We start from the raw sequence: 25,894 nt of genomic DNA on the forward strand, positions 1-25,894 counted from the left end.
TTTCACGCGGCACACCGGCAGCGGCCTGGCTACTTCATGCCTTCCCAATGCGGGCCGGGCACGATGATGTCGAACAATTCCAGCACGCGCGCTACGGTGTGATCCACCATTTCTTCAATGGACGACGGGCGGTGATAGAAGGCCGGCAGCGGCGGAAACACGATGCCGCCCATTTCGGTTACGGCCGTCATGTTGCGCAGGTGCGCCAGGTTGAAAGGCGTTTCGCGCACCAGCATCACCAGGCGCCGGCGTTCCTTCAAGGTGACGTCGGCCGCGCGGGTGATGAGGTTGTCGGACAGGCCATGGGCCACCGCCGCCAACGTGCGCATTGAACACGGCACGATCACCATGCCGGCGGTCTGGAACGCGCCGCTGGCAAGCGTGGCGCCCACATCGCGCACCGAATGCACGTGATCGGCCAGCGCGTAGACGTCGTGGCGGCTGACATCAAGCTCGTGCTTGATGTTCAGCACACCAGAGGCGGACACCACCAGATGCGTCTCGACATCATCCACGCCGCGCAAGGCTTGCAGCATGCGCACCGCGTACAACGCGCCCGTGGCGCCGGTGATGCCGATAACAAGCCGCCGCATCGCGGCGTTAAGCCGTGGCGCCGGATTGCTCCAGCAGCGTCTTCAGTTCGCCGGATTCATTCATCTCGTTCATGATGTCCGAGCCGCCGATGAATTCGCCGGCCACGTACAGCTGGGGAATGGTGGGCCAGCTGGAGAATTCCTTGATGCCCTGGCGGACTTCGTCGTCTTCCAGCACGTTGACGGTGACCAGCTTCTTCACGCCACAGCCCTTCAGGATTTGAATGGCCTTGCCGGAAAAGCCGCACTGCGGGAATTGGGCGGTGCCCTTCATGAACAGCACAACGGGGTGCTGGGTCACGGTTTCGCGGATGAATTCTTGAACGTCGCTCATGGTGGTCTCTTGGACAGGCATAACGGAATACGCCAATTATAGGTACAGCGGAAAAATCCGCCCGAAATCCCCGGAAGCGGGTCAGGCCAAACGCGTTTTCCGCGCCAAACTCTTGTAACAGACGGCCCGGGTCAACCGCGCGCGGCAGCCCGGCGTCCGCCGGAAATTCGCTCGATGCCGGCCAGGTCGTGGCGGCTGTGCACATTCTCGAACCCGGCATCGGCCAGCAAGCCGCGTACCGCCTGCGCCTGGTCCCAGCCGTGTTCCAGCCACAGCGCGCCCCCCGGCCTCAGGTGCTGGGCGGCGCCCGTCACGATGCGGCTCAGGTCTTGCAACCCGCTCGCGCCGTCGGTCAGCGCACCGCGAGGTTCAAAGCGCAGATCGCCCTGGTCCAGATGCGGGTCGTTGCTGGCCACATAGGGCGGGTTGGACACGATCAGATCGAAACCCTCGCCGGCCGGCACCGCATCGAACCAGCTGCCTTCCACGAACCGCACCGATGCGGTCAGATCCCACGCGTTGGCCGCCGCCACCTTCAGCGCGGCGGCGCTGACGTCGGACGCCATCACGCGCGCATCGCGTCGGGCCAGGGCGATGGAGATCGCAATGGCGCCGCTGCCCGTGCCCAGGTCCAGCACGGCAGGCCCGGCGATGCCCGCCACGCACTCCAGCGCGGTTTCCACCAGCACTTCGGTGTCGGGACGGGGAATCAGCACGTCGGGCGTCACGGTGAATCGGTGACCCATGAATTCGCGGTGGCCCAGCAGGTACGCCATCGGCTCGCCCGCCAGCCGGCGCGCCAGCAGCGCGTTGAACGCGGCGGCAACGTCGGGGTCCAGCGGGTCGGTGTCGTGCGCCAGCAGCCATGCGCGCGGCTTTTGCAGCACGTGCTCAAGCAGCATCCGCACTTCCAGGCGCGGCAGGCGGGTGTCGAGCAGCAGGCTTTTGAGCTGGGGCGTCGTCATGGCGCGCGCGTCAGAGGTCGTCGCCCAGCGCCGCCAACTGCTCGGCCTGATGCTCGGCGATCAGCGCGCCGGTCAGCTCTTCCAGGTCGCCTTCCATGATCTGCTGCAACTTGTACAGCGTCAGGTTGATGCGGTGGTCCGTCACGCGGCCCTGCGGAAAGTTATAGGTGCGGATGCGCTCGGAGCGGTCGCCCGTGCCGATCAGGCTCTTGCGCTCGGCGGCTTCCTTGCTCTGGCGCTCGCGCGTTTCCTTGTCTTTCAGGCGCGCGGCGAGCACCTGCATGGCCTTGTCCTTGTTGCGGTGCTGCGAGCGGTCATCCTGGCATTCCACCACCAGGCCGGTCGGCAAGTGGGTGATGCGCACCGCTGAATCGGTCTTGTTGATGTGCTGGCCGCCCGCGCCGCTGGCGCGGAACGTGTCGATGCGCAGGTCGTTGGCGTTGATGACGATTTCCGACATCTCGTCGGCTTCCGCCATCACGGCCACGGTGCAGGCCGACGTGTGGATGCGGCCTTGCGCTTCGGTGGCCGGCACGCGCTGCACGCGGTGTGCGCCGGATTCGAACTTCAGGCGGCCGTAGGCGCCGTCGCCATCAATGCGCGCGATCACTTCCTTGTAGCCGCCCAGCTCCGAGGCGCTTTCCGACATCAGCTCGACGCGCCAGCCGCGCGCTTCCGCATAGCGGGTGTACATGCGCAGCAGGTCGCCCGAGAACAACGCGCTTTCGTCGCCGCCCGTGCCGGCGCGGATTTCCAGGAACACGCTGCGCCCGTCGTTGGGGTCGCGCGGCAGCAGCAAGAGCTGCAACGCGCTTTCCAGGCTTTCCAGCTTGCCTCGGCCCGACTTGATCTCGTCTTCGGCCATGGCCTTCATGTCGGGGTCGGACAGCATTTCCTGCGCCGTCGCCAGGTCTTCTTCAGTGCGGGCAAATGCGGTGAACGCGTCGACCACGGGTTCCAGCTCGGCGCGTTCGCGCGAGAGCTTGCGAAAACGGTCCATATCGGACGCGGTTTCCGGTTGGGCCAGCAACGCGTCCACCTCGGTCAGGCGGTTACACAGATGCTCCAGCCGGCTGCGCATGGAAGATTTCATGGGGGAATGACCAAAGAAAAAACGGGAATAGCGGGCGCCCACAAGACGAACGCCCGCCAGGAGGCGGGACGTGGGGCAGATTCGCTAACGGCGGGAGTCGCGGCCGGGAAACAGGCGCGGCATCCAGGCAAGCAGTTGCTTGCGGTCGTCGCCTTCACTGCGGTTCAAGGCCGCCAGCGGGCCGTGCAGGTATTTTTGCGTCAGCCCGTGCGCCAGCTGTTCCAGCACGGCTTCGGGCGATTCGCCACGCGCCAGGAGGCGGCGCGCGCGTTCCAGTTCAGCGGCGCGGACGTCTTCGGCGGCCTGGTGCAGGTCGCGGATAACGGGCACCACTTCGCGGGACTGCATCCAGTGCATGAAGCCCTGGACGCGGGTTTCGATAATGGCTTCGGCCTGCACCACGGCAGCGCGGCGCGCGTCGGTGCCGGTCTGCACCAGCCGGCCCAGGTCGTCCACCGAATACAGATAGACGTCGTCCAGGCGGCCGACTTCGGGTTCGATGTCGCGCGGCACGGCCAGGTCGATCATGACCATGGGGCGGTGGCGGCGCAGGCGCGTAGCCCGTTCCACCATCCCCAGGCCGAGGATGGGCAGGGAGCTTGCCGTACAGGAAACGATGACGTCGAACTCGGACAGGCGATCCGTCAGGTCGGACAGCTTCATGGTGCTGGCCGAAAAACGGTTGGCCAGGATTTCGGCGCGCTCGGCCGTGCGGTTGGCCACCACCATGCTGCGCGGCCGTTGCGCGGCGAAGTGGGTGGCACACAGTTCAATCATTTCGCCCGCGCCGATGAACAGCGTGCGGGCCTGGTCCAGGTTGCCGAACACGCGCTCGGCCAGGCGGACGGCGGCGGCGGCCATGGACACCGACTGTGCGCCAATGGCCGTCTGCGACCGCACTTCCTTGGCCACCGAGAACGTGCGCTGGAACATCTGGTGCAGCAAGGTGCCCAGCGACCCGGCTTCGCCGGCGGCGCGCACGGCGTCTTTCATCTGCCCCACGATCTGGGTTTCACCCAGCACCATGGAGTCCAGCCCGCTGGCCACGCGGAAAGCGTGACGGACGGCGTCGTCTTGATGATGGCGGTACAGGTGCGGGCGCAGCGTGCCGGCGTCCAGGCGGTTATGTTCAGCCAGCCAGGCGGGCAATTGATCAGCGACGTGACCGTCGGCCGCGCAATAGATTTCGGTGCGATTACAGGTGGACAGGATGGCGGCTTCACGGACGGAACCGCCGAATGCCGAACGCAGACCTTCCAGCGCAGGCTTGACCAGATCGACGGGCATGGACACGCGTTCGCGAACCGAAACCGGCGCGGACGTGTGGTTCAGACCGAAGGCAAGGACAGCGACCGACATGTGGATGCGTAAAGAACTGCCACGAAAATGACTGAAAGATTATACCCCTGCGGGTTATCCCCAGCCCATTTGCGCCCACTTCCGCGACCCTGCGTCGCACCTTCCGTTCCATTCACCCAACAGTCCGCAGGCGCGACGGGGCGAAAAATAGTTGGCGGATCCGCCCCTACGGCTGGCGTGGGCAAAAAAAATTGTGTATAGTTGCGGACTTCGTTGGCCTGGTAGCTCAGTCGGTAGAGCAGAGGATTGAAAATCCTTGTGTCGGTGGTTCGATTCCGCCCCAGGCCACCAAAAGAATTATTGGGATTGCGATAGCAATATCAAGACCCAAAAAAGCCCAGCCGCCGCGCTGGGCTTTTTGCACCGTGTACGTGTTGGCCTGGTAGCTCAGTCGGTAGAGCAGAGGATTGAAAATCCTTGTGTCGGTGGTTCGATTCCGCCCCAGGCCACCAGCCCTCCTGATCTCCACCGCTGTGGGGATTTTTTTACGTCCAAATTCTGGCGTTTACCCCCGCCTCGGCGCCCGCTTGCAAAATATTACATGCCGGCAAAAAAGCCGGGCACGAGGTCTACAATCGTCGGTATGAAACCGGCCGCCAATCTTCGCTTCGCTGTGCGCGACCGCATCAACGGCGTTGATGTGGGCCCAAAGGCTGTTCCCTTGAGCCTGCTTGGCGAGTTTCAAAAAGACGTCAGCGACTTTCTGCAAGGGTCCACCCGAGAGGTCAACCCGGCCGCAGTGCTGGTGTCGATAGAAGAAGGGTCGCTGGTTTTAGTCGCCGAAGGGTTGTTGGCGGCATCAACGCTCTGGGCCGATGTGGAACGCTTAGCCGTCCCGAATTCTCTCGAAGCCATTGATCCCCGGCGCGCGGCGGTCATCGAGCGCTGGCAAGCCCAGGCACGCAACAATCCCGATCGTGTTTACGCCCTTGAAGACAACACGCGGCGCGCGCTGACGATCGTCAATGCCCAGTCAGACTTCAAACAATCCGCCGATATTTGGGTAACCGTGGAAAAGTACTTACACGGCAAAATCGTGGACTGGGGCGGCAAGACCAAGGCGAACGTTCACCTTGTGCTTGAAAATGGCAAATCGCTTACGGTAGCCGCCACTCAGCAATTACTGGCACAGGAGAGCGAAAATCGCCTCTATCGCCCAGCCTTGCTGCACGTGACCGCTGAAGAGAATCTACGAACCGGTGAATTGCGCAATTTGAATCTGCGCTCGTTTGAGGTGCACCACCCCGCGTACGACGACGATGAATTCCAGCGAATGGTACGCAAAGGCACCGCGGCCTGGGCGGACGTACCCGACGCAACACGATGGGTTGAATCACTGCGTGGCGACGACTCATGACGGCAGCAGTGTTGCTGGATACCAGCTATCTGATCTCGCTCGTCGACGCGACTCGCCCCAACCACCAAATTGCCACCCGGTACTTCCGGCAGATGCTCGACGAGTCTCTGCCGATTTATTTTTCGGCAGTCGTTGCAGCAGAATTCGGCATCAAGCAAGCACTGACCGACTTACCACTGCAAAAGTTTCGCCACCTGCCGTTCAACATCCCGCACGAGCAGCGAGCCGCCCAATTGTGGAATGCGCTGGGCCCAAGGGGCGATGGCACTGGGCGCGCAGTTGCGCGTGATGACATCAAACTCATTGCCCAGGCTTGTCACGAGCGCATTCCCTTTGTCCTCAATGAGGACGCTTCCTCGCTGCACAAATACTGCGAACGGCTACGTTAGGCTGGCGTATGCCAGGTGCGTTCCATCGTCCTGGCCAGCGGTTATGACCCCGCAGCCTTCCGAATGGATGGTCAGCAAGGATTCGACCTAAGCGGCGAACCCTAGAGCGGGTTAACATTGCCTTCGCTCCGGGGTGCACGCCAGTGCTGAGATTCAGACCCGCGAACTTGACCCGGTTCATGCTGGCGTAAGAAGAGCAATCGTCCGACCCTGCCGCGCCCTTGCGCCGCTTGCGCGGGCGGGCTTCGGAGCTTCCTTGTACCGGAATCGACGAACGCCCATGAACAACGCTGCCCCGCCCGTCGCGGAACTTCTTGAATTCATTGCCCAGGACGGCTGCACCGATGCGCAGTTCGACCGGATGGCGCTACGGCTTTTTGCGTATCAATATGGCGCCAACGCGCCGTATCGCGCGTTTTGCCAGCGGCGCGGCGCCACCGTGCGCAATGTGAAGACCTGGAGCGACATTCCCGCCGTGCCCATCGACGCCTTCAAGGCGATGGAGCTGCGCTGCGAGGCGCCTCGGGCCGACGAGCGTGTCTTCATGACCAGCGGCACTACGCGCGCCGATATGCGCGGGCGGCACTTTCACCCGCATCTTGAGATTTACGATCTGTCCATGACGCGCAATTTCGCCGCGCGCGTCATGCGGGGCACGCCGCGCCTGCCGATGGGCATTTTGTTTCCGGACGAAGCCGCCATGCCCAATTCGTCGCTGGCCCACTATCTGGCCCTGGCCAAGACCGCGTTCGGCACCGAAGACAGCCGCTATTTCATGTCGCCGCAGGGCATCGACCTGGATGGGTTGTGGCGTCGCCTTGAAGAGGCTGAACGCGACGGCCAGCCCTATGCGCTGCTGGGCGCCAGTTTCAGCTTCGTGCATGTGATCGATGCGCTGCGCACCGCGGGCCGCGCGTTCCGTTTGCCGCCGGGCAGCCGCATCCTGGACACCGGCGGCTACAAGGGCCAGTCGCGCGAGCTGCCGCTGGACACCTTTTATTCCGAGCTGTCCGAGCTGCTGGGCGTGCCGCGATCGCTGTGCATCAACATGTATGGCATGACCGAACTCAGCACCCAGTTTTATGACGACGGCAATGCCACCGTCCCTTCCGTGAAATCGGGGCCGCACTGGATTCGCTCGCGCCTGGTCGACCCCGCCAGCGGCCGCACCGTGCCCGCGGGCGAACGCGGCATCCTGGCGCACTGCGACCTGGGCAACTTCAATTCGGTCAGCACCATCCTCACTGAAGACGTCGGGCAACCCGCCGATGGCGGCTTTTTGCTGCTGGGCCGTGCTGAAGGCGCGCAGGCCAAGGGCTGCTCGCTGGCCGTCGAAGCATTCATTCAGTCGGCGCGGCCATGAGCGTGCAACGCGTCCAAGCGGGCTATCTGCCGGGGCTGACCTCGGCCGATGTCCAATGGCAGACCCTGCCCTTCGAGCAGGACGGCCGGCGCGTGGACGTGGCCGTGCCGGTGCTGACCGCCTCACAGATGCAAGCGCTGGCCGAACGCGTCAAGCAGGCCAGCGCGCGGCATCTGAAGACGATGACGGTGTCGGAGATCATCAACGTCATCGACCGCGCCATCGCCCGGTTGCTGGATGCCAACGACCCGGTTCGGCAACAAGCCGATGCGCTGTTGCCGATCGTCAGCGGCTATGACGGGCAGATGGTGCGGCTGGGCCTGACCGGCTTTTTCAAGACCTTCCGCGCGCCGCAGCTGCATCGCTTTGTGGCCGAAGACTTCGCCAACCCCAAGGTGCTGGACGGCTTTCAGCCCGCGGCCAAGGGCGGCGCGGTGCGCGCGCATGGCCCGCAATTGCTGGTGCACAGCTGGGCCGGCAACGTGCCCGCGCTGGCATTGTGGAGCCTGATCTGCGGCCTGCTGGTCAAGGCCGGCAATATTGGCAAGCTGCCCAGCGCCGAGCCGCTGTTTGCCGGCTGGTTCGCGCACCTGTTGGCCGAGGTGCACCCACCGCTGGCCGACTGCCTGGCCGTGGTCTGGTGGCGTGGCGCGGGCGAGGACGACGCCACCGCGCTGTACGCGCAGGCCGATACCGTCGTGGCGTACGGCGGCAACGATGCCCTGCATGCCATCCAGCGCCGCCTGCCCGTCACGACGCGCTTTCTGCCGCATGGCCACAAGCTGGGCTTTGGCGTGGTCAGCGCGGCCGCGCTGGACGCACAAAAGGCCCCCGCCCTGGCGCGCCGTGCGGCATGGGACGTGATGCGCTACGACCAGCAGGGCTGTTATTCGCCGCAGATCTTTTACGTGCAGCGTGGCGGCCTGGTATCGCCGCGCGACTTTGCCGCTTACCTGGCGGGCGAGCTAGCCAATCTGCATCGCCGCTTTCCGCGCCGCGCGTTGGATCTGGCCGAATCGGCGGCGCTGGCCAAATGGCGGCAGTCCATCGAATGGCAGTTGCCGTCCAACGCCGCCGACGTGCTGATCGGCGACCCCGATGCCGCGTGGACGGTCTCTTATGTGGACACCGCGCCTTCCCTGTCGCCCACGGCCCTGCAACGCAGCATCGTGGTGGCCGGTATCGACACGCTGGATGAGGTGGCGGCGCGCGTGGCGCCCCACCACCACTACCTGCAAACAGCGGGCGTGGCCGCCACGCCCGAAGAGCTGTATCGCCTGGCCGATCAGCTGGGCGCGGCAGGCGTTACCCGCGTCAGCGCGATTGGCGCGATGAGCATGCCCGAAGCGGGCTGGCATCACGACGGCCGTTTCAACCTGCTGGACCTGGTGCGCATGACGGAAATCGAACAGTCCGCCGAAACCGCCGCCGACCCCTACGCGCCGTACGAACCATGATTGCGGACCTGTCCCGCCCCTTCCTGCACATCGACAGGGCGGTCTACACCTACCCCGGCCGCGCGCCCATCGTGAACGGCATCGACTGGCGCCTGCAAGCCGGCGGCTTTCATTGCCTGGTGGGCCGCAGCGGCTGCGGCAAGACCACGCTGCTGAAACTTGCCGCCGGGCTATTGACGCCGCAGTCCGGCCGCGTGGTGCTGCAAGACGGCACGCCCGCCGCGCCCGGCCCGCAGCTGGGCTATGTATTTCAAGCGCCGACGCTGCTGGACTGGCAACACGTGATCGACAACGTGCTGCTGCCCGTGTCCTTGCAACGCCGACCGCTGCCGGAAGACGCACGGCGCGCGCACGATCTGCTGTCCATGCTGGGCCTGTCCGACCACGCACAACACTACCCACGCCAACTGTCCGGCGGCCAGCAAAGCCGCGTGGCGCTGGCCCGCGCGCTGATTCTTGAACCCGCCTTGCTGTTGCTGGACGAACCCTTCGCGGCGCTGGACGCCATCACGCGCGGCGAGCTGCAAGACGACCTGCTGCGCATGTGCCGCCTGCGCAATACCACCGTGCTGTTCGTCACGCACGACATCAGCGAAGCCGTCTACCTGGGCGACCGCGTGGCCGTCATGCACCAGGGCCGCATGCTGGCCGACCTGCCGGTGGACCTGCCCGCGCCCCGCACGCAAGCCATGCGGCACGGCGCCGCGTTCAACGCCACCTGCGCGCAGGTGTATGAATTCATGACCGGGGCGCGCCCATGACGCCCGCCATTCGATTCCGCGTGCTGGCGCTGGCGCTGCTTGTCGCGCTGCTTGGCGCCTGGGAAATCACCGTGCGCCAAGCCGGTATCTCGGCATTGGTGCTGCCCGCCCCGTCCGCCGTCGCAAAAACCTTGTGGACCAGCCTGGCCACCGGCTACCTGTGGCCGCACATCGGCGCAACACTTGCCGAGATGCTGCTGGGCCTGGCGATCGGCGGCGCGGCGGGCCTGGGCATCGGCATTGCGTTGGCCGAATCGGCCTTGCTGGACCGCGTGCTCAAGCCCTACGTGATCGTCAGCCAGGTTGTCCCCAAGCTGGCGCTGGCGCCGCTGTTCGTGGTGTGGTTCGGCTTCGGCATGGCGCCCACGGTGGTCATGACCGCGCTGATCTGTTTTTTCCCCTTGATGGAAAACACGCTGACCGGGCTGCGCCAGGTCGACCCGAACCGGCTGCAACTGTTTCGCATGCTGGGCGCCACGCGCGCGCAAACCTTGCTGCGGCTGAAGCTGCCTGCCGGCCTGCCGGGCATCCTGGCGGGACTGCGCGTGGCGCTGGTGCTGGCACTGGTGGGCGCCGTAGTGGGCGAATTCATCGGCGCCAGCCGAGGCTTGGGCGCCGTCATCATCGCTGCCCAAGGCATGATGGACACGCCCCTGATGTTCGCCGCGCTGACCGCCATTGCCGCCATCGGGTTGCTGGGCTATCAGGCCACGCTGATGCTGGAACGACGCCTGCTGCGTCCCTACGCCGATCAATCATGACTTTCATCCGGACCGCATCCATGCATTTTTCCCCCACCCGCCGCGCCTTGCTGACGGCCGCCGCAGGCCTTGCCGCCACGTCCGTGGCGCCGCTGGCGGCACGCGCCCAGGGCGCCTCGGCCACAGCCGTTAGCGGCACCGTCACGCTGGCGGGCTGGAGCAAGCCCATCAGCGAAATCACCAACCTGCTGGCCGAGCCAGACAAGGGCTTCTTCAAGGCGCAGGGCGTCAACCTTGTCTACCTGCCCGGCGCGGGCGGTGGCGACGCCATCCGCAACCTGCTCAGCGGCCAGGCCGACGTGGCCTTCACCGACCCCGGCTCGTTTTTCATGGCGTTGGACAAGGGCGAAAAGCTGCGCGCCATCTACGACATCTATCCGCAAAATGTCTTCAACGTGGTGTCGTTGAAGTCGGCCAACATCACGCGGCCGGCCGACTTGAAGGGCAAGCGCATCGGCGTCTACAGCCTGTCCAGCGGCACGCGCCAGAACCTGCTGGTGATGCTGCATCAGGCCGGGCTTACCGAAGCCGATGTTGAAATCGTCGTCACCGGCGTGCTGAACTTTGCGCCGCTGCTGCAAGGGCAAGTGGACGCCACCGCCGCCACCGACACCGGCTTGCTGGTGGGGCGCAAGCGCGGCCTGGGCGAGGTCAACGTGATGCAGGTCAGCGACACCCTGAACGTGTCCAGCGACCTGTTCGTCGTGCGCGAGTCGGCACTGCCGCAAAAGCAGGCCCTGCTGCGCGCCTTCCTGAAGGCTTATCGCGACAGCGCCGCGTGGATGATCGCGCATCCCGAAGAAGCGGCCCAACTGGCCGGCAAGCGCGCCCTTGACGGCACCGATCTGGCCGTCAACCTGGAAGTGATCCGGCTGCGCAACGCCGCATCCATCGCATCCGGCGGCAGGCCCTTGGGCACCATCGATATCGGCTTGCTGCAACAGGCGGCGGACGCTTACCACGCGTTGGGCCTCATCAAGCAGCCCATCGACATCGCCGCCGTTGTCGACACGCACTTGTTGCCGGAGGCATGACATGAATGCGGCGTTGAAATTCGCAGGCAAGGTGGTGCTGGTGACGGGCGCCAGCCGAGGCATCGGCGCCGAAATCGCGCGCAGCTTCGCGCGTGAAGGCGCCACCGTGGTCGTCAACTATTTGCGCAACACGGCCGCGGCCGACAGCGTGGTCGCGCAATGCCAGGCCGCCGGCGGCGATGCCTGGGCCGTGCAGGGGGACGTCGGCGTTCCCGACGCCGTGCGCGCCATGGTCGACGGCATCGTGCAAGACGCCGGCCGCCTGGACATCGTCGTCAACAATGCCTTGCGGCCCTACGCGTTCGACCCCCGCCAGCGCACCGCTTTCGATGCGCTGCAATGGCAGGACTATCAATCGCAGTTCGATGGCGCGGTCGGCGCCGCATTCAACGTGTGCCGCGCCGCACTGCCGCATTTCAAGCAGCGCGCGCAAGGCTGCATCGTCAACATCGCCAGCAACCTGGTCGAACATCCGGTGGTGCCGTACCACGACTACACCACTGCCAAGGCCGCGCTGGTGGCATTCAGCCGCAATCTGGCGGTTGAGCTGGGGCCGTATGGCGTGCGCGTCAACTGCGTCGCCCCCGGCCTGGTCTACCCGACCGACGCCAGCGGCGCCACGCAGGAATCATTTCGCGAGCAGCTGATTGCGGCCACGCCGCTGCGGCGCATCGCCCGCCCCCAGGACGTCGCCGGGCCGGTGCTGTTCCTGGCGTCTGACTGGAGCGGTTTCATGACGGGGCAAGTGCTGTTCGTGGACGGCGGACTGGTGATGCGCTAGAGTGGATTGCCCCCCGCCTCGCAGCATCCCCACGGAGTCGCGACATGCGCGTCCGAGCCAGAGTCCTCAAGTACCTGTTCGGATGTTCCCTAGGCTTGCTGGCCTTGGCCGCCGCCCGCGTGGCCATCGCCGACCCACCTTCCGCATCGCCGCCTGCCCCGCCCGCCGCCATCCAGATGGCGGACATTCCACTGCGAGCGGACAGCGACACCCGCTACGCCGAGGGCGTGTTGCAGCGCGTGGCCGTGACCGACCCCGACGCTACCCTGGGCCCGGCGCTTGAGGCCATCGGCAAATCCGCCGACGAAAAACTCTACGAATTCCAGCCTGCCCAACTGCGCACGTTGCCCATCATGCGCGTGGAAAGCCTGGAGCGGCACTGGGTCTTTGACGCCAACCGGCTGGCGCGCTGGCAGGCGGACCTGCGCCAGGCTACCGCCTGGTACGCCAGCGACGCCGCCGAACTGCTGCGCCGCCGCGCCGCATGGCAGGCCATCAAGGATTCTTCCTCCGCCGCCGGCCTGCCGCCCGCGCTGGCCGACCGGGTGGACGCCGTCCAGGCGCAGTTGACGGCGGCGGCGCAGGCCCTGTCCATTCCGCTCTCGCGCCAGGCCGCGCTTGAACAGCGCGCCAACGCCGTCGAAGAACGCATCAAGGCGGGTCAGCGCGCGGTCAGTGACGCCATCAACGATATCGACGCGCGGCTGATGCGCATCGATTCGCCACCGCTCTGGGATGCAGGCAAATCGCAGGACACGGGCGAAGATACCCTGGCCCTGTTGCGCACCGGCCTGGACATCGAAGTGCGCTTCGCGCGCGACTACGGCGCGGCGGGCAGTGGCAATCAGCGCGCGCTGCATGTGCTGCAACTGTTGCTGCTGCCGCTGCTGCTGTGGCTGGCAAGAAAAAGTCGCGACGCGATTCGCGCGGGCGTCATGAGCGAAACCGCCGCCGGGGTGCTGGGCCGGCCCTTGTCCACCTGGTTGCTGCTATCGATGCTGGGCGTGCTGGCCCTGGAGCCCGACGCACCGTTGATGGTGCAGCAGGTAGCGCTGGTGCTGGCCGCCGTGCCGGTGCTGCGCCTGCTGCCGCCGTCCGCGCGACGCCAGCTGGACCAATGGCCGCACGTGATCACCGCACTGTTCCTGGCCGAGCGCCTGGGCTTTCTGTTCCTGGCCAACACGCTGTTCTACCGCCTGTCCACCGTGGCGCTGACCGCGCTGGCGCTGGCCGCCATCCTGTGGCTGCTGCACCGCACCCGCCGTCAGGTCCACCCTGCCGCCTCGGCACGGCTGGCGTCCATCTTGCGCGCCATCGCCTGGGGCGCCGCCGCCTTGCTGGGCGTGTCGCTGGTCGCAAACCTGTTCGGCAATGTGTCGCTGGCCGAAATGCTGACCAGCGCGGTGATCGGCTGCGGCTACTTCGGGCTGGTGCTTTATGCCGGCGTGACGGTCATCATCACCCTGCTGCAATTGCTGCTGACCCGGCAAGGCATCTCGCGCTTCCGGCTGGCGCGCGAACACGCGCCGCCGCTGGTGCAGTTGCTGATCCGCCTCTTGACCGCAACGGCCGCGGTGGGTTGGGCCGTCTACGCGATGGACCGCTTTCGCATCCTGCGCGCCACCTATGCATTCGTTACCGAAGTGCTGTCCTACACGCTGACCATCGGCGAAGTTTCCATCAGCCTGGGCAACGTGCTGCTGTTTTTTATTTCGGTGATCATCGCCTTCTGGGCGGCGCGCACCATCCGCCTGATCCTGCGCGACGAAGTGCTGACCCGCATGGCCTTGCCGCGTGGCGTGGGCAACAGCGTTGCGTCGCTGTCGTACTACCTGGTGCTGCTGCTGGGCCTGGGCATTGCGCTGTCGGCGGCGGGCTTCCAGACCAGCCAGCTGACCATCGTCTTCGGCGCGCTGGGCGTGGGCATCGGCTTTGGCTTGCAAGGCGTGGTGAACAACTTCGTATCGGGCCTGATTCTGATGTTCGAGCGGCCGATACAACCGGGCGATGTGGTGGAGATCAGCGGCACGTCCGGCCAGGTGCGCGACATTGGCATGCGCGCCACGCGCATCAAGACATTCGAAGGCGCCGACGTGATCGTGCCCAACGGCACGCTGCTGTCGGACAAGCTGACCAACTGGACCATGCTGGACCGCAGCCGCCGCATTGAAGCCAGCATCGGCCTGGCCTACGGCACCGACCCTCGCCAGGCGATCGCGCTGCTTGATGCCGTCGCCCGCGACACGCCCGGCATCGTTGCCGACCCCGCGCCCACGGTACTGTTCATGGGCATCGGCGCCAGCACGCTGGACTTCAGTGTGCGCGCGTGGACGTACGATTTCGACCGCTGGATCGACATCCGCAGCGATCTGTTGACGCGCCTGTACGACGCGCTGCGCCAGGCCGGCATCGAAATCGCCTTCCCGCAGCGCGATCTGCATCTGCGCACGGTGTCGGAGGAAGCCGGCGCGGCGTTGGCGCGTGCAGGCGCATCCGTCGCATCGGCGGCAGCCGAATCGGCGTCCGCTGCTTCTGCTGCCTCTGCTGCCTCTACAGCCTCTACTCGCGTCCCTTCCGCCCCTTCCGCCACCCACGAGCCGTCAGAAACCCGCCCCCCGCCGCGCTAAATCGGCATCGCCGTCTTCACCAGTTCCACCCAGTAATGCGCGCCCAGCGGCAGAATGTCGTCGTTGAAATCGTAGTACGGGTTATGCACAGGCGGGTTTTCAACGCCTGGCCGCCCGGCGCCGACAAACACGTACGCGCCCGGGCGCTGTTGCAGCATATAGGCGAAATCTTCCGAGCCCATGCGCGGCGTGCAAGCTGCGTCAACCTTGTCCGCGCCCACCACGCGCGCCGCCGCACGGACCGCCAGCTGCACCTCGGCTTCCGTGTTCACGCACGCCGGATAGCCGCGAAACACCTGCACTTCGATACGGGCGCCGGAACTCACCGCCACGCCCGCGCACACTTCACGCAGGCGCCGTTCGGCCAAGTCGCGCGTGGCGGCGGTCAACGTGCGGCAACTGCCGCGCAACATGACGCTGTTGGGCACCACGTTCCAGGTATCGCCGGCATGAATCTGCGTGATGCTTAGCGCCAATGCATCGGTGGGCTTCACATTGCGGCTGACGATGGCCTGCATGGCGGTAACCAGCTGCGCGGCCGCCACGATGGCATCGATGCCATGCTCGGGTTGCGCCGCATGGCAGCCCTTGCCGGTGACGTTGATTTCATACGTGTCGCAATTCGCCATCACCGTGCCCACCCGCGTGGACACGGTGCCGAACGGCAGATTGGGCGAGTTGTGCAGCGCGTACACCGCGTCGCAGGGAAAAAGGTCGAACAAGCCGTCCTGCACCATGGCCAGCCCGCCACCCGCGTGTTCCTCCGCCGGCTGGAAGATCAGGTGCAGCGTGCCACGCCATTCCGGGTCCACGGCCAGGTGATGCGCTGCCCCAAGCAGCATGGCCGTATGCCCGTCGTGGCCGCAGCCGTGCATCTTGCCGGCAATGGTCGACCGGTGCGACGCGTCGCCCAGTTCCTGCATGTCCAGCGCGTCCATGTCGGCGCGCAGCCCGATCACCGGCCCCACGCCCCGCGCCAGCGTACCTACCACGCCGGTCTTGCCCAAGCCCCGATGCACCACGGCACCCGCGCGCTCCAATTCGCGCGCCACCACGTCGGCCGTGCGGAATTCACAGAAGGCGGTTTCGGGATGGGCGTGCAGGTCGCGACGCCATTCGCGCATGTTGCGCAGCAGTTCCAGACTGATGGGCGATGGGACGTTAGCCATGTTGCGGTCTCTCCGTAGGCAGGCTTGGGGGAAATACGGCTATCGACTATAGACAGGCGCGGGTACAAAGCCGATAGCAATGATTGCGTCTTATCGATGCGGTTTTTGCAACGATGCAACCGGCCGAATACGCGGGGTGCGTCTTTCTTGAAAGCCCGTCATGGAAACCAATCATGGATGATGTCCTGGAGTTCAAACGGACGCTCTGCTTGCTGCAAGTGATAGAAACCGGCACGTTGCGCGCCGCCGCCGATCAGCTCAATACCGATCCGTCCGCCATCAGTCGCGCCATCGCCCGGTTGGAGGCAGACACCGGGCTGACGCTGCTGGAACGCCGTGGGCGCGGCGTGGTGCCTACCGACGCCGGCCGCCTGGTGGCGCTGTTCGCCCGCCGTCAGCAGGACCTGAACGAATCCTTCCAGGCCGAAGTCAACAACCTGAAAAGCGCAACGCGTGGCCATGTGGAGCTGGCGCTGGGCGAGGGCTTTGTCGACATGGTGCTGGAGCCCGTGCTGCTGTCCTTCGTGCGCAAGCACCCCGACATCACCTACAGCATCCACGTGGCCGGCACTAACGAGACCGTGCGTTGCCTGGTGCAAGAGCGCGTACAGATTGCGCTGGCCTTTCAGCCGCCCAACGATGTGCGCTTGCGATCGCACTATTCGCGCGCCGCGCCGATGCGCGTGCACGTGCACAAAGACCACCCGCTGGCGCGGTCGCGCCGTGCGTTGCGCTTGGCCGACCTGGCGCCCTACGGGTGGGCCGCCATGGACGAATCGTTTGGCGTGCGCCAGCACATCCAGGCGGCCGAGTTGGATGAAAACGTCAAGCTCAAGCCCGCGCTGCTGACCAACTCTTTCAAGATCCTGTGGGAATTCGCCAGCCAGGGGCTGGGCTATGTGGTGAACCCGCTGTCCGTGCCGCTCAAGGGCGCGCAGTTCCGCCAGATGGTGTCGCTGCCGCTGGCCAACCCCATCCTGAACAACAGCCGCACGCACGTCATCAGCCTGGCCGGCCGGCATCTGCCGCCCGCCACGGCCAGCATGCTGCGCCACATCCTGAAGACCTTTCCCGCCCTGGAGTCCCGCCGCACCTAGGCCGGTCTCGCCTCAGCCGGCAGCGCCTTGGCCGGCCGCTTCCATCGATGCAAAAATCACAATGATCGGACCTCCCGCCAGTCATTGATGCGAACAATCGCCGCTGCCTAGACTGCATACGGCAGACCGGACAACCGGCTGCGCGCCAACAGAAATGACAAGGGAGAAGCAGCATGCGTTGGAATCTACCGGCCCGGATGGCCGCCGTTTGCCTTGCCGCCTGCGCCATGACGCCGCTGGCCCATGCGGACTATCCGGCCAAGAAGCCCCTGAGCCTGGTGGTGCCGTATCCGGCGGGCGGCGCCAGCGATGCGTCCGCGCGCCAGTTTGGCGTGCACATCGCGCACGCGCTCGGGCAACAGGTGGTGGTGGAAAACGTGGGCGGCGGTGCGGGCATGCTGGGCGCGCGCCGCGTGTTGACCAGCGCGCCGGACGGCTACACGTTCTTGCACGGGTCGCCCAACGAGGTCATCCTCAGCCCGTTCTTGAACGCCGCCGCGCATTACAAGCCCGAAGACTTCCGGCTGACGCAGCCCATCAGCGAAGCCACCATCGTGTTGCTCGCGCGCGCGGACCTGCCGGTCAATACCGTGGATGAATTCATTGCCTACGCCAAGCGGCCGGGCGCCAGCCCCCTGACCTTCGGCAGTGTGGGCGTCGGTTCGCTCTACCACATCATGACGGAATACCTGGGCCGGCGCGTGGGCGCGGAATTCCTGCACGTGCCCTATCGCGGCGCGGCGCCCGCGCTGCAAGACCTGATCGGACGCCAGGTCGATTTTGCGGTACTGCCCTACCAGCAAGCGATGGAGGGCATGGCCGCGCAACAGCAGTTGAAGATCCTGACCAGCTTTTCGGACACGCTGCCCGCTGCGCTGGCCAAGCTGCCGCTGATATCGCAAAGCAAGACCATCCCCGATTTCGTCTACACGATCGCGGGCGGTTACTACGTGCGCCAGGACACGCCCGCCGCCGATGTGGACACCTTGCGTCGTGCCGTGGGCTATGCGCTGGAACAGCCCGACCTGCGCGCCCGCATGGAAGCCGAGGGGCGCCGCTTATTGGCGCCGATGAGCCAGCCCGACGCAGACGCCTACGCCACCGCTCAGGTCGCCAAGTACCGCCAGATGATCCAGACGCTGGGCCTCAAGCCGATGTAGCCACCGGCACCGTCAACGTGTTCTTCACCTGGCTCATCACCACCAGCGTCGAGAAGCGCTTGACGTTCGGGTTGCCCCAGAAGTGGCGCTGGGCGAAGTCGTCGTATTCGGCCATGTCGGCCATGGTCAGCGTCAGCACGAAGTCGACTTCGCCCGTTACCGCCAGGCACTGCATGACCTCGGGCGCGCCGTGCATGGCGCGCTTGAAGAGGTCGAGCTTGTCGGCGCGTTCGCTCTCCAGCGACACCAGCACCACCATCATGATGGCGCGCCCCACGGCGGCCGGGTCCACCACGGACACATCGGCCGTCACTACCTTGGATTCGCGCAGCCGCTTCATGCGGCGCAGGCAGGATACCGGCGACAGGTTCACGCGTTCGGCGACGTCCTGGCTGGTGCGCTGGTTGTCTTCCTGCAAGCTTTGCAGGATTTGAAGATCAAAATCGTCTAGTTCCATTGGGGTCTCGGAACGGGGGGAGGTCGGAAACGCGGTGGCGGCTTCGGCTGGCGGGCCGGACTACAGGCCGGATAACGGCCCGGGCTGTGGGCGGGCTGCGGGCCAAGGTCGGGGTTGATTCCGGGCTTGCGCAGATTCTAATCCTGGGCGCGAACAGGTCCGGCCCCAATTCGACGGGAAACTTCATTTGGCCGCCGCCGGACGCAGGAAAAAATCAGCGGGCGTGCGTACACTGAGAGCCCTCCGTCCCCGGTGCCCTGCCGTGGGACACGCCAATCAGCCGCCGTTGCAATGCCGTCGCTCCACCTTTTTCTGCTTTTTCTTGCCGCCGACGCGGCGCTTAAACTCACGCCCGGCCCGGACATGGCGTTGACGCTGTCGCGCGGCATGACGCAAGGCTTTCGCCCGGCCTTGCACAGCGTGCTGGGCAACGTGGCGGCCGGTTTCATCCAGGTGCCCGCCGTGGTGCTGGGCCTGGCGTCGGTGCTGCAAGCCTTTCCGACGCTGTTCGTGGCGATCAAGGCAGCGGGCGGTTTGTATCTGGGTTACTTGGGTATCAAGGCGATGATCCGCTGCGCGCAGGCGGCCGACGTGTCCTTGTCGGCGCGGCCGGGCGATGCGCGCGATGCGTTCTGGCAGGGCTTCATGACGAACCTGCTGAACCCGAAGGTGCTGCTGTTCATGATCGCCTTCCTGCCGCAGTTCACCTCGCCGGAAAACGGCCCCGTGTGGGTGCAGATGATGGTGCTGGGCATCACCATGAAAGTACTCAGCCTGCCTTACGGCAGCTGCTTTGCCTACGGCGCGTCGCGCATTCGTGGTTGGGTCGGGCGTAACCCCTGGTTCTTGCGCATGCAGCAAGGCTTGCTGGGCGCCGTGATGCTGGGCCTGGCGCTGTATGTGCTTTACTCCACGGCCGCCACGCTGGCGCCTTGAACCTCGTTTTTTGTTGCGCGTCCGCGCGTTCCTGCATTGAGCGTTACCTAGCACCCATGACCGCCGCCACCTTGAACACCGGGCACAACGCCACGGGCTCGACCCTGCTTCCCACCCTGTCGCTGATCGGCGCGATGGCGTCGCTGTGCATCGGCACGTCGTTCGCCAAGTCCTTGTTTCCCCAGGTGGGCGCGCAGGGCACGACCGCCTATCGCATCGTTATCGGCGCCATCATCCTGATTGCGTTCTGGCGTCCGTGGCGCTTCGCGTTGACCCGGCAAAACGCAGCGAAGATCGCGCTGTACGGCGTGACGCTGGCCTGCATGAACCTGCTGTTCTACATGGCGCTGCGCACGTTGCCGCTGGGCATCGCCATCGCCATTGAATTCACCGGCCCGCTGACATTGGCCGTGCTGATGTCGCGGCGGGCGATTGATTTTGTGTGGATCGGCTGCGCGCTGGCAGGGCTGGTGCTGTTGATTCCCACCGGCCAGTCGCTGCACGACCTGGACCCGACCGGCATTGCCTACGCGCTGGCCGCCGCCGTGTGCTGGGCGCTATACATCGTCTTCGGAAAGATGGCCGGCAACGTGCATGGCGGCCAGGCGACGTCACTGGGTTTGCTGGCGGCCACGATGGTGGCCTTGCCGGTGGGCGTCGCGCATGCGGGCATGGCCTTGCTGGACCCCAAGCTGATTCTGGCGGGCATCGGCGTGGGCATTTTGTCCAGCGCGCTGCCCTACTCGCTGGAAATGATCGCGCTGCGGCGCCTGCCGCAAAAGACGTTTGGCGTGCTGCTCAGCATGGAGCCGGCCATGGGCGCGCTGGCCGGCGTGATCGTGCTGAACGAACACTTGTCGCAAACCCAATGGCTGGCAATTGCCGGCATCGTCATCGCGTCGGCGGGTTGCGCGGCCACGGCGCAGCGCGGCAAGAAGCGCCGCGCCAGGGTGCGCGACTAAGCGCCACAGGCGCGGCTGATCCCGCGCTATTCCGCCGAAATGCCCTTGTGCCGGATCACCGCGCCCCAGCGTTCGTTTTCCGCGCGCGCATAGTCGGCAAAGGCTTGCGGCGTGCTGCCCGTGGGTTCCATGCCCTGCAAGGTCAGTTGCTTGACCACGTCGGGCGACTTCAACGCGGCCACGATGGCCTGGCTAAGCTTATCGACGATGGGTGCGGGCGTGCCGGCCGGCGCCACCACGCCTTGCCAGGCCGCCGCCTCGAACGTGTGCCCGCCCACTTCCGCAAAAGTCGGCACGTCGGGTAACTGGGCTGAGCGCTGCGCGGCCGGCACCGCGATGGCGCGCAGCTTGCCGGCCTGGATCAACGGCCGCGCGGCGGCCAGGTCGGCCATCATCATCGGCACCACGCCCGACGCCACGTCCTGCAAGGCGGGCGGCGTGCCCTTGTACGGAATTGCCGTGGCGCGTCCGCCGATGGATTCCAGGAACAGCTCCATGGCCAGGTGATGCGGGCTGCCCACGCCCAGCGAGGCATAGCTGCCCGGCTTGTCGCTGCGCAGGTAGCGCATGACGGCGGGCATGTCTGACAGGTCGGAAGTGGGCGAGGTCACCAGCACGATCGGCAGGGACACCAGCGTGGACACCGGGGTCAGGTTGCGGGCGGGGTCATAGGGCAGGTTCTTGTATAGCCAGGGGTTCAAGGCCAGCGTGCTCATGCCTGCGGTCATCAAGGTGTAGCCGTCGGGCGCGGCGCGCGCGGTCTCTTGCGCGGCGACGATGGTGGCGGCACCCGGCCGGTTCTCGACCACGACCGTCTGCCCCAGCGATTCGCCCACGTGCCTGGCGACGATACGCGTGGCGATATCGCTGCCGCCGCCCGCGCTGAATGGCACCAGCCAGCGGATGGGATGGTCGGGGAATTCACCCGCCGAAGCGACGCTGCATGCAAGGCCGAACCATGCAGCGGCGCTGGTCAGCGCCGCGGCCCGCCACGTGCGTGGCAAGATGCTTGTCATCATGTCCCGGCCTCCTCGACCTTGGTTTGCATTTATTTTGATTAACATATTAACTATTTTCGGCACGACCGCAAGCCCGGCGTTTCGGGCGGCAATGCAGGAGAAAATGAGGACAGAAGAAGGCGACAGGGGGACAGGGGGACAGGGACAGCGCGGTGTTCAGCCGCGCGTTGCGATTAGCCGCGCGCCGCGTTCAGCCAGCGCAAGCCCGCCGACGTGTGGCCCGCCGGGCGGTACTCGCAGCCGATCCAGCCGCTGTAGTCCAGTTCGCGCAGCACGTTGAATACCCAGCCGTAATCGAGCTCGCCGCGATCCGGTTCGTGGCGGTGCGGCACACCCGCGATCTGCACGTGGCCCACGCGGCCCGTGGGCAGGTACTCATGCAGTTTGGTGGTGACGTCGCCTTCGACGATCTGGCAGTGGTACAGGTCCATCTGCACTTTCAGGTTCGAGGCGTTCACGGCCTGCACGATGGCGTGGGCCTCGCTCTGCCGGTTCAGGATGTAGCCCGGGATGTCGCGCGTGTTGATGGGTTCGATCAGCAACGTGACACCCGCCGATCGCGCCTGGCGCGCCGCCCAATCCAGATTTTCCCGGTAGCAATCCAGCAGCGATTCGCGCGGCACGCCGTCGGGCGCCAACCCCGCCATGACGTGCACATTGGAGCAAGACAGCGTCGTCGCATACGACAAGGCATGTTCAATCCCTGCCTGGAATTCCGCCTGCCGGCCGGGCAATGCCGCCAGCCCGCGTTCACCGCGCGCCGTCACGCCCGGCGGTGCATTGAACAGCACTTGCGACACGCCAACCGCGTCCATCCGTTCCCGCACGAAGGCGGCGGGTTCTGCGTACGGAAACATGCATTCGACCCCCGTAAAGCCATCCGACGCGGCGGCGGCATAACGGTCCAGGAACGGATATTCCTGATACATCATGGATAGGTTGGCGGCGAATTTCAGCATGGCGGCGGCTTGGGGTTCCAGCGGGAATTCCGAACGGGAATTCCGGCAACTTAGCACACCGCCGGCCGGTTTCGTGCAATCGATTTGCACGCGGGAACCACGCGAAGTGATGCGCGCGATCCCCGCGTGGTGTGCCGCACTGCATCAATACGTCATGCGCACGCCCAGCATCACACTGCGACCCGGCAGCGGCGCCACCGAGGAAATGAACGACGCATGGTTGTAGGCCAGCTTGTTCAAGAGGTTGGTGCCGCGCACATAGACTTCGTAGCCCGTGTCGCCATAGCGGCCGCGATAGGCCACTACGGCGTTGACCATGTTGTAGCCCGGCGTGCTGTCTTCGTACGACGCGATGTCCTTCTGCGAGAACACGCGCGCGTATTCCACGCCGCCCGACCACTGTTGCCACTTCACGTTGCCGCGCACGCCGGCGCGTGCCGCCGGAATGCGCGGCAGGTTGCCGTCGCCGCCCGTCAGCTTGCCGCGCACGTAGTCGCCGAACACGGCGGCCGAGAACACAGGCGTGAACTGGTGCCGCAGCTCGCCTTCCACGCCGGTAAATTCCGCGTCGCGTTGCGTGTACTCGATCAAGCGAAAGTCTTCGTAGCGGTCCAGCGTGTTGGCATAGATATAGTTCTTCACGCGGTTGTGGAACACGCTGGCGGAAAACGTGGTGTCGCCGGCATGCTTGCGCAACGTCAGGTCGATGTTGTGCGACGTTTCGCGCCCCAGGTCCGCGTTGCCCAGCTCATACGTATTAGTGGCAAGGTGCACGCCATCGGCGTACAGCTCTTGCGCGTTGGGCAAGCGTTGCGAACGGGACAACGACAGCGCGACGGAATACTGCGGCGCAAAGTCCCAGATGGCCGCTGCCGACAACGACGTGCCGGACAGGCTGCTGCGCGGCGCGCCGCCTTCGGGCGAAATGCGTTGCCAGTCCTGCCGCGCACCCACTTCGAAGCGCCAGTCGTTCAGCTGGTATTCCTCAAGCACGAACAAACCGTTTGATCGCGTGCGACTGCGCGGCAGAAAGGCTTCTTCGCCCTCTGCGCTGAAGTCGCTATACGCGTTCTGCATGCCAATCACACCGCGCCAGCCGGCGATGGGCTTGTGCTGCAATTCCACGCGCAGGTCATAGCCCTTGTTCTTGAAACGCGTGCCGACTTCGCCGCCTTCGATCTCGTCGTGCTGATAGTCCGTCAAGCCACCGCGCACACGGATTTTCTCGAAGCCGGCGAAGGGGTCCTGGTATTCGGCGCGCAGGTCCAGGCGGTTGCTGCGCAGCTTCACATAGGGCACGCCGCCATGTTCGTGATCATGATCGTGGTCGTGGCCTTCTTCTTCGTGGTCGTGATCGTCGTGGCCGCCACAATGCAAATGCGTGCCGTGGGGGTGGCAGCCTTCGTATTCATGGTTGTGGCCGGGCAAGCCGTACTTGCTTTCCAGATGCGTGAACGCCAGGCCGACGTAGCCGCGCGGCGTAATCCAAGACATGCCGACGGAGCCTTGCGCGGATTCGCTGTACGAGCCTTCCAGCTTGCCGCCCGGCCAGTCGGGCACGTCGTAGTCGCTGGTGCGGCGCTTCATCCCTTCGACGCGCACGGCAAACTGGCCCTCGCCCGCGGTGATGCCGACGGCGCCCGCACGTTCCTTCGTGCCGGTTGCGCCGCGCAGTTCCGCTTCGGCTTCGACGCCCTTTTCCGGCACGGCGGTCGGCACTTTTTTGTCGACCACGTTGACCACGCCGCCAATCGCGCCACCACCGTACAGCAAGGTGGCCGGCCCGCGCAGCACTTCAATGCGCTCGGCCAACAGCGGTTCCACGGTAACGGCGTGATCCGGCGAGATGCTGGATGCGTCCATCACTTCGGACCCATCGGACAGCACCTTCACGCGCGGCGCGGTCTGGCCCCGAATCACCGGGCGGCTGGCGCCGCCGCCAAATGTGTCGCTGTTCACGCCGGGCAGGTTCTTCAGCGTTTCGCCCAGCGTACCGGTGCGCTGCTCAATCAATGCGTCGCCTTCCAGCACGGACGCCGGCAGCGTGGTGCTGTTCAGGTCCAGACCCAGGGGATTGGCCGACACGGTAATGGGCGCCAACGTCTTGGCGCGGTTGACGTCCGCATCGCTCTCGGCCTGCGCCACCGGCGCGATCAGCATCAACGAACACACCAACGGTTTCAGGCTTCCCCGACGCGGCCCGCGCGCCTTCGCTGCCACCCGGCCTGCCTTCTTGAACCCCAGCTTCTTGCCTTTCATCTACGTTCTCTCGGATGTTATATCATTACAAACGGCGGACGAATGATATAACATTTCAGAATCAATGCGATGAAGTTTTGGGGGGCTTGACCACCATCTCCCTGGTTCCCGCGACCCGCCCCACGCGATAAAGCTGTGGACGCCGGCGCAACTTAGCCACCTTCTGCTCAATCTCATCAAGCAAGCGAAGCGCAGCCGCCGGGCTGTCGTCCGATATGTATTCAACAATCGCCAGCAGGTCTTCGCGAGCCGTCTGGCGCCATTCAAGAACCGGCACGATGCTTCTTTTTGCCGATCAAGGCACGCGCCTCGGCCATCACCTCCTGGTGGGAAACCGCTGGACGCGTATCGACGAGCGCCTCCTGGACCTTTTCGCGAAAACACAGAGTATTCTCGACATCACGAGACCCTGCACGCGATGCGCGCCGGTTGTTCGGACGCCAGGCGTCAACGGGTTCTCATCCCACCAGGAGACTCCCGATGATTCCCAAGAACACCATTTGCCTTTGGTTCGACGGCACCGCGCTGGAGGCGGCGCGGTTCTATGCGCAGACGTTTCCCGATAGTTCGGTGGACGCGGTGCATCATGCGCCGTCCGACTACCCGTCGGGCAAGGAAGGCGAAGTGCTGACCGTGCAGTTCACCGTGATGGGCATCCCGTGCCTGGGCCTGAATGGCGGGCCGGCGTTTCAGCACAACGAGTCGTTTTCGTTTCAGGTGGCGACCGACGACCAGGAAGAAACCGACCGCTATTGGAATGCCATCGTCGGCAACGGCGGGCGGGAAAGCGAGTGCGGCTGGTGCAAGGACAAGTGGGGCTTGTCCTGGCAGATCACGCCGCGTGTGTTGACCGAGGCCTACACGGGCGCGGACCGCGCCGCCGCCAAGCGCGTGTTCGAAGCCATGATGACGATGGGCAAGATCGACGTCGCCCGGATCGAGGCGGCGCGGCGGGGATGATTGCGGCAAGCGCGGCGACGGGGGGGCCGGGCGCCCGGCCCC

The 25,894-nt window shown here is 65.4% G+C and carries 26 protein-coding genes, 2 tRNA genes and 1 riboswitch; of the genes, 16 read left to right on the forward strand and 12 right to left on the reverse strand.

What is annotated here, in order from left to right; all coding sequences use genetic code 11:
• Nucleotides 1-29: 29 nt before the first annotated feature.
• The 5 genes from DVB37_RS25720 to hemA form a co-directional block, all read right to left on the reverse strand.
• Nucleotides 30-593 (reverse strand): UbiX family flavin prenyltransferase, encoded by a 564-nt coding sequence (locus DVB37_RS25720; RefSeq protein WP_046803240.1) that lies wholly within the window; start codon nucleotides 591-593, stop codon nucleotides 30-32.
• Nucleotides 594-600: 7 nt separating this feature from the next.
• Nucleotides 601-927 (reverse strand): Grx4 family monothiol glutaredoxin, encoded by a 327-nt coding sequence (gene grxD / locus DVB37_RS25725; protein ID WP_006227137.1) that lies wholly within the window; start codon nucleotides 925-927, stop codon nucleotides 601-603.
• Between the two features lie 131 nt (nucleotides 928-1,058).
• On the reverse strand, nucleotides 1,059-1,892 hold the full coding sequence (gene prmC, locus DVB37_RS25730) for a peptide chain release factor N(5)-glutamine methyltransferase (protein WP_120157139.1): 834 nt from the start codon (nucleotides 1,890-1,892) through the stop codon (nucleotides 1,059-1,061).
• 10 nt (nucleotides 1,893-1,902) lie between these two features.
• Nucleotides 1,903-2,985 carry a peptide chain release factor 1 gene (prfA, locus tag DVB37_RS25735; protein ID WP_046803353.1) on the reverse strand — a complete coding sequence of 361 codons (1,083 nt, stop codon included), beginning with the start codon at nucleotides 2,983-2,985 and terminating at the stop codon, nucleotides 1,903-1,905.
• An 84-nt stretch (nucleotides 2,986-3,069) separates the two neighbouring features.
• Nucleotides 3,070-4,344, reverse strand: a complete 1,275-nt coding sequence (gene hemA / locus DVB37_RS25740; RefSeq protein ID WP_046803238.1) for a glutamyl-tRNA reductase — start codon at nucleotides 4,342-4,344, stop codon at nucleotides 3,070-3,072.
• A gap of 215 nt (nucleotides 4,345-4,559) precedes the next feature.
• Here hemA and DVB37_RS25745 point away from each other — a divergent pair.
• The 11 genes from DVB37_RS25745 to DVB37_RS25795 all read left to right on the forward strand — a co-directional run bounded on the left by DVB37_RS25745 (nucleotide 4,560) and on the right by DVB37_RS25795 (nucleotide 14,874).
• Nucleotides 4,560-4,635: transfer RNA gene (locus DVB37_RS25745), tRNA-Phe, on the forward strand.
• Between the two features lie 85 nt (nucleotides 4,636-4,720).
• Nucleotides 4,721-4,796 (forward strand) — tRNA-Phe (locus DVB37_RS25750).
• 131 nt (nucleotides 4,797-4,927) lie between these two features.
• The gene (locus DVB37_RS25755) at nucleotides 4,928-5,701 is read left to right on the forward strand and encodes a hypothetical protein (RefSeq protein WP_120157140.1); all 774 of its coding nucleotides are present in this window, start codon (nucleotides 4,928-4,930) and stop codon (nucleotides 5,699-5,701) included.
• A complete protein-coding gene (locus DVB37_RS25760) occupies nucleotides 5,698-6,090 on the forward strand; it encodes a PIN domain-containing protein (protein ID WP_205571592.1) in 393 nt (130 codons plus the stop codon). Before DVB37_RS25755 ends, DVB37_RS25760 begins: the two co-directional genes overlap by 4 nt.
• A gap of 119 nt (nucleotides 6,091-6,209) precedes the next feature.
• A riboswitch (TPP riboswitch) is annotated at nucleotides 6,210-6,301 on the forward strand.
• Between the two features lie 69 nt (nucleotides 6,302-6,370).
• Entirely contained in the window at nucleotides 6,371-7,453 is a 1,083-nt protein-coding gene (locus tag DVB37_RS25765; RefSeq protein ID WP_120157141.1) for a long-chain fatty acid--CoA ligase, read from the forward strand.
• Nucleotides 7,450-8,910, forward strand: a complete 1,461-nt coding sequence (locus DVB37_RS25770) for an acyl-CoA reductase (protein ID WP_120157142.1) — start codon at nucleotides 7,450-7,452, stop codon at nucleotides 8,908-8,910. The genes DVB37_RS25765 and DVB37_RS25770 overlap by 4 nt, the downstream gene beginning before the upstream one ends.
• Nucleotides 8,907-9,671 (forward strand): ABC transporter ATP-binding protein, encoded by a 765-nt coding sequence (locus DVB37_RS25775; protein ID WP_120157143.1) that lies wholly within the window; start codon nucleotides 8,907-8,909, stop codon nucleotides 9,669-9,671. Before DVB37_RS25770 ends, DVB37_RS25775 begins: the two co-directional genes overlap by 4 nt.
• Nucleotides 9,668-10,432 (forward strand): ABC transporter permease, encoded by a 765-nt coding sequence (locus tag DVB37_RS25780; protein ID WP_046803232.1) that lies wholly within the window; start codon nucleotides 9,668-9,670, stop codon nucleotides 10,430-10,432. Before DVB37_RS25775 ends, DVB37_RS25780 begins: the two co-directional genes overlap by 4 nt.
• 20 nt (nucleotides 10,433-10,452) lie before the next feature.
• Nucleotides 10,453-11,466 carry an ABC transporter substrate-binding protein gene (locus tag DVB37_RS25785; RefSeq protein WP_120157653.1) on the forward strand — a complete coding sequence of 338 codons (1,014 nt, stop codon included), beginning with the start codon at nucleotides 10,453-10,455 and terminating at the stop codon, nucleotides 11,464-11,466.
• Between the two features lies 1 nt (nucleotide 11,467).
• Nucleotides 11,468-12,247, forward strand: coding sequence for an SDR family oxidoreductase (locus DVB37_RS25790; RefSeq protein ID WP_120157144.1), 780 nt, complete (start codon nucleotides 11,468-11,470; stop codon nucleotides 12,245-12,247).
• A 44-nt stretch (nucleotides 12,248-12,291) separates the two neighbouring features.
• Nucleotides 12,292-14,874 carry a mechanosensitive ion channel family protein gene (locus tag DVB37_RS25795; protein WP_120157145.1) on the forward strand — a complete coding sequence of 861 codons (2,583 nt, stop codon included), beginning with the start codon at nucleotides 12,292-12,294 and terminating at the stop codon, nucleotides 14,872-14,874.
• On the opposite strand, the gene DVB37_RS25800 is transcribed toward DVB37_RS25795, so the two are convergent.
• The gene (locus DVB37_RS25800) at nucleotides 14,871-16,043 is read right to left on the reverse strand and encodes a M20 aminoacylase family protein (protein ID WP_120157146.1); all 1,173 of its coding nucleotides are present in this window, start codon (nucleotides 16,041-16,043) and stop codon (nucleotides 14,871-14,873) included. The genes DVB37_RS25795 and DVB37_RS25800 overlap by 4 nt on opposite strands.
• Before the next feature lie 173 nt (nucleotides 16,044-16,216).
• Between DVB37_RS25800 and DVB37_RS25805 the strand changes: the two genes are divergently transcribed.
• Complete coding sequence (locus tag DVB37_RS25805) at nucleotides 16,217-17,140, forward strand: LysR family transcriptional regulator (RefSeq protein ID WP_120157147.1); 924 nt, start codon at nucleotides 16,217-16,219, stop codon at nucleotides 17,138-17,140.
• Nucleotides 17,141-17,313: 173 nt separating this feature from the next.
• Nucleotides 17,314-18,300: a tripartite tricarboxylate transporter substrate binding protein gene (locus DVB37_RS25810; protein ID WP_120157148.1), complete on the forward strand. Its 987-nt coding sequence runs from the start codon at nucleotides 17,314-17,316 to the stop codon at nucleotides 18,298-18,300.
• Here DVB37_RS25810 and DVB37_RS25815 read toward each other — a convergent pair.
• Complete coding sequence (locus tag DVB37_RS25815; protein WP_046803228.1) at nucleotides 18,287-18,757, reverse strand: Lrp/AsnC family transcriptional regulator; 471 nt, start codon at nucleotides 18,755-18,757, stop codon at nucleotides 18,287-18,289. The two genes, DVB37_RS25810 and DVB37_RS25815, sit on opposite strands and share 14 nt — an antisense overlap.
• A 291-nt stretch (nucleotides 18,758-19,048) precedes the next feature.
• On the opposite strand from DVB37_RS25815, the gene DVB37_RS25820 reads away from it, so the two are divergent.
• Both DVB37_RS25820 and DVB37_RS25825 read left to right on the forward strand, forming a co-directional pair.
• Entirely contained in the window at nucleotides 19,049-19,693 is a 645-nt protein-coding gene (locus DVB37_RS25820) for a LysE family translocator (protein ID WP_082134356.1), read from the forward strand.
• A 56-nt stretch (nucleotides 19,694-19,749) separates the two neighbouring features.
• Nucleotides 19,750-20,655: a DMT family transporter gene (locus DVB37_RS25825; protein WP_104142755.1), complete on the forward strand. Its 906-nt coding sequence runs from the start codon at nucleotides 19,750-19,752 to the stop codon at nucleotides 20,653-20,655.
• 26 nt (nucleotides 20,656-20,681) lie between these two features.
• Here the strand turns inward: DVB37_RS25825 and DVB37_RS25830 are convergent, their stop codons facing one another.
• From DVB37_RS25830 to DVB37_RS29035, 5 genes are all read right to left on the reverse strand, one after another.
• Complete coding sequence (locus DVB37_RS25830; protein ID WP_120157149.1) at nucleotides 20,682-21,674, reverse strand: tripartite tricarboxylate transporter substrate binding protein; 993 nt, start codon at nucleotides 21,672-21,674, stop codon at nucleotides 20,682-20,684.
• Between the two features lie 173 nt (nucleotides 21,675-21,847).
• Nucleotides 21,848-22,633, reverse strand: a complete 786-nt coding sequence (gene otnI, locus DVB37_RS25835; protein ID WP_120157150.1) for a 2-oxo-tetronate isomerase — start codon at nucleotides 22,631-22,633, stop codon at nucleotides 21,848-21,850.
• Between the two features lie 144 nt (nucleotides 22,634-22,777).
• Complete coding sequence (locus tag DVB37_RS25840; RefSeq protein WP_240434183.1) at nucleotides 22,778-24,793, reverse strand: TonB-dependent receptor domain-containing protein; 2,016 nt, start codon at nucleotides 24,791-24,793, stop codon at nucleotides 22,778-22,780.
• A 160-nt stretch (nucleotides 24,794-24,953) separates the two neighbouring features.
• Nucleotides 24,954-25,169, reverse strand: coding sequence for a type II toxin-antitoxin system RelE/ParE family toxin (locus tag DVB37_RS25845; protein WP_120157151.1), 216 nt, complete (start codon nucleotides 25,167-25,169; stop codon nucleotides 24,954-24,956).
• Nucleotides 25,156-25,278, reverse strand: coding sequence for a hypothetical protein (locus tag DVB37_RS29035; RefSeq protein WP_371683149.1), 123 nt, complete (start codon nucleotides 25,276-25,278; stop codon nucleotides 25,156-25,158). Before DVB37_RS29035 ends, DVB37_RS25845 begins: the two co-directional genes overlap by 14 nt.
• A 94-nt stretch (nucleotides 25,279-25,372) precedes the next feature.
• On the opposite strand from DVB37_RS29035, the gene DVB37_RS25850 reads away from it, so the two are divergent.
• Nucleotides 25,373-25,852 (forward strand): VOC family protein, encoded by a 480-nt coding sequence (locus tag DVB37_RS25850; protein WP_046803222.1) that lies wholly within the window; start codon nucleotides 25,373-25,375, stop codon nucleotides 25,850-25,852.
• Nucleotides 25,853-25,894 lie beyond the last annotated feature (42 nt).

Source organism: Achromobacter sp. B7 (assembly GCF_003600685.1).
In the GTDB taxonomy this organism is placed as follows: domain Bacteria; phylum Pseudomonadota; class Gammaproteobacteria; order Burkholderiales; family Burkholderiaceae_B; genus Achromobacter; species Achromobacter spanius_B.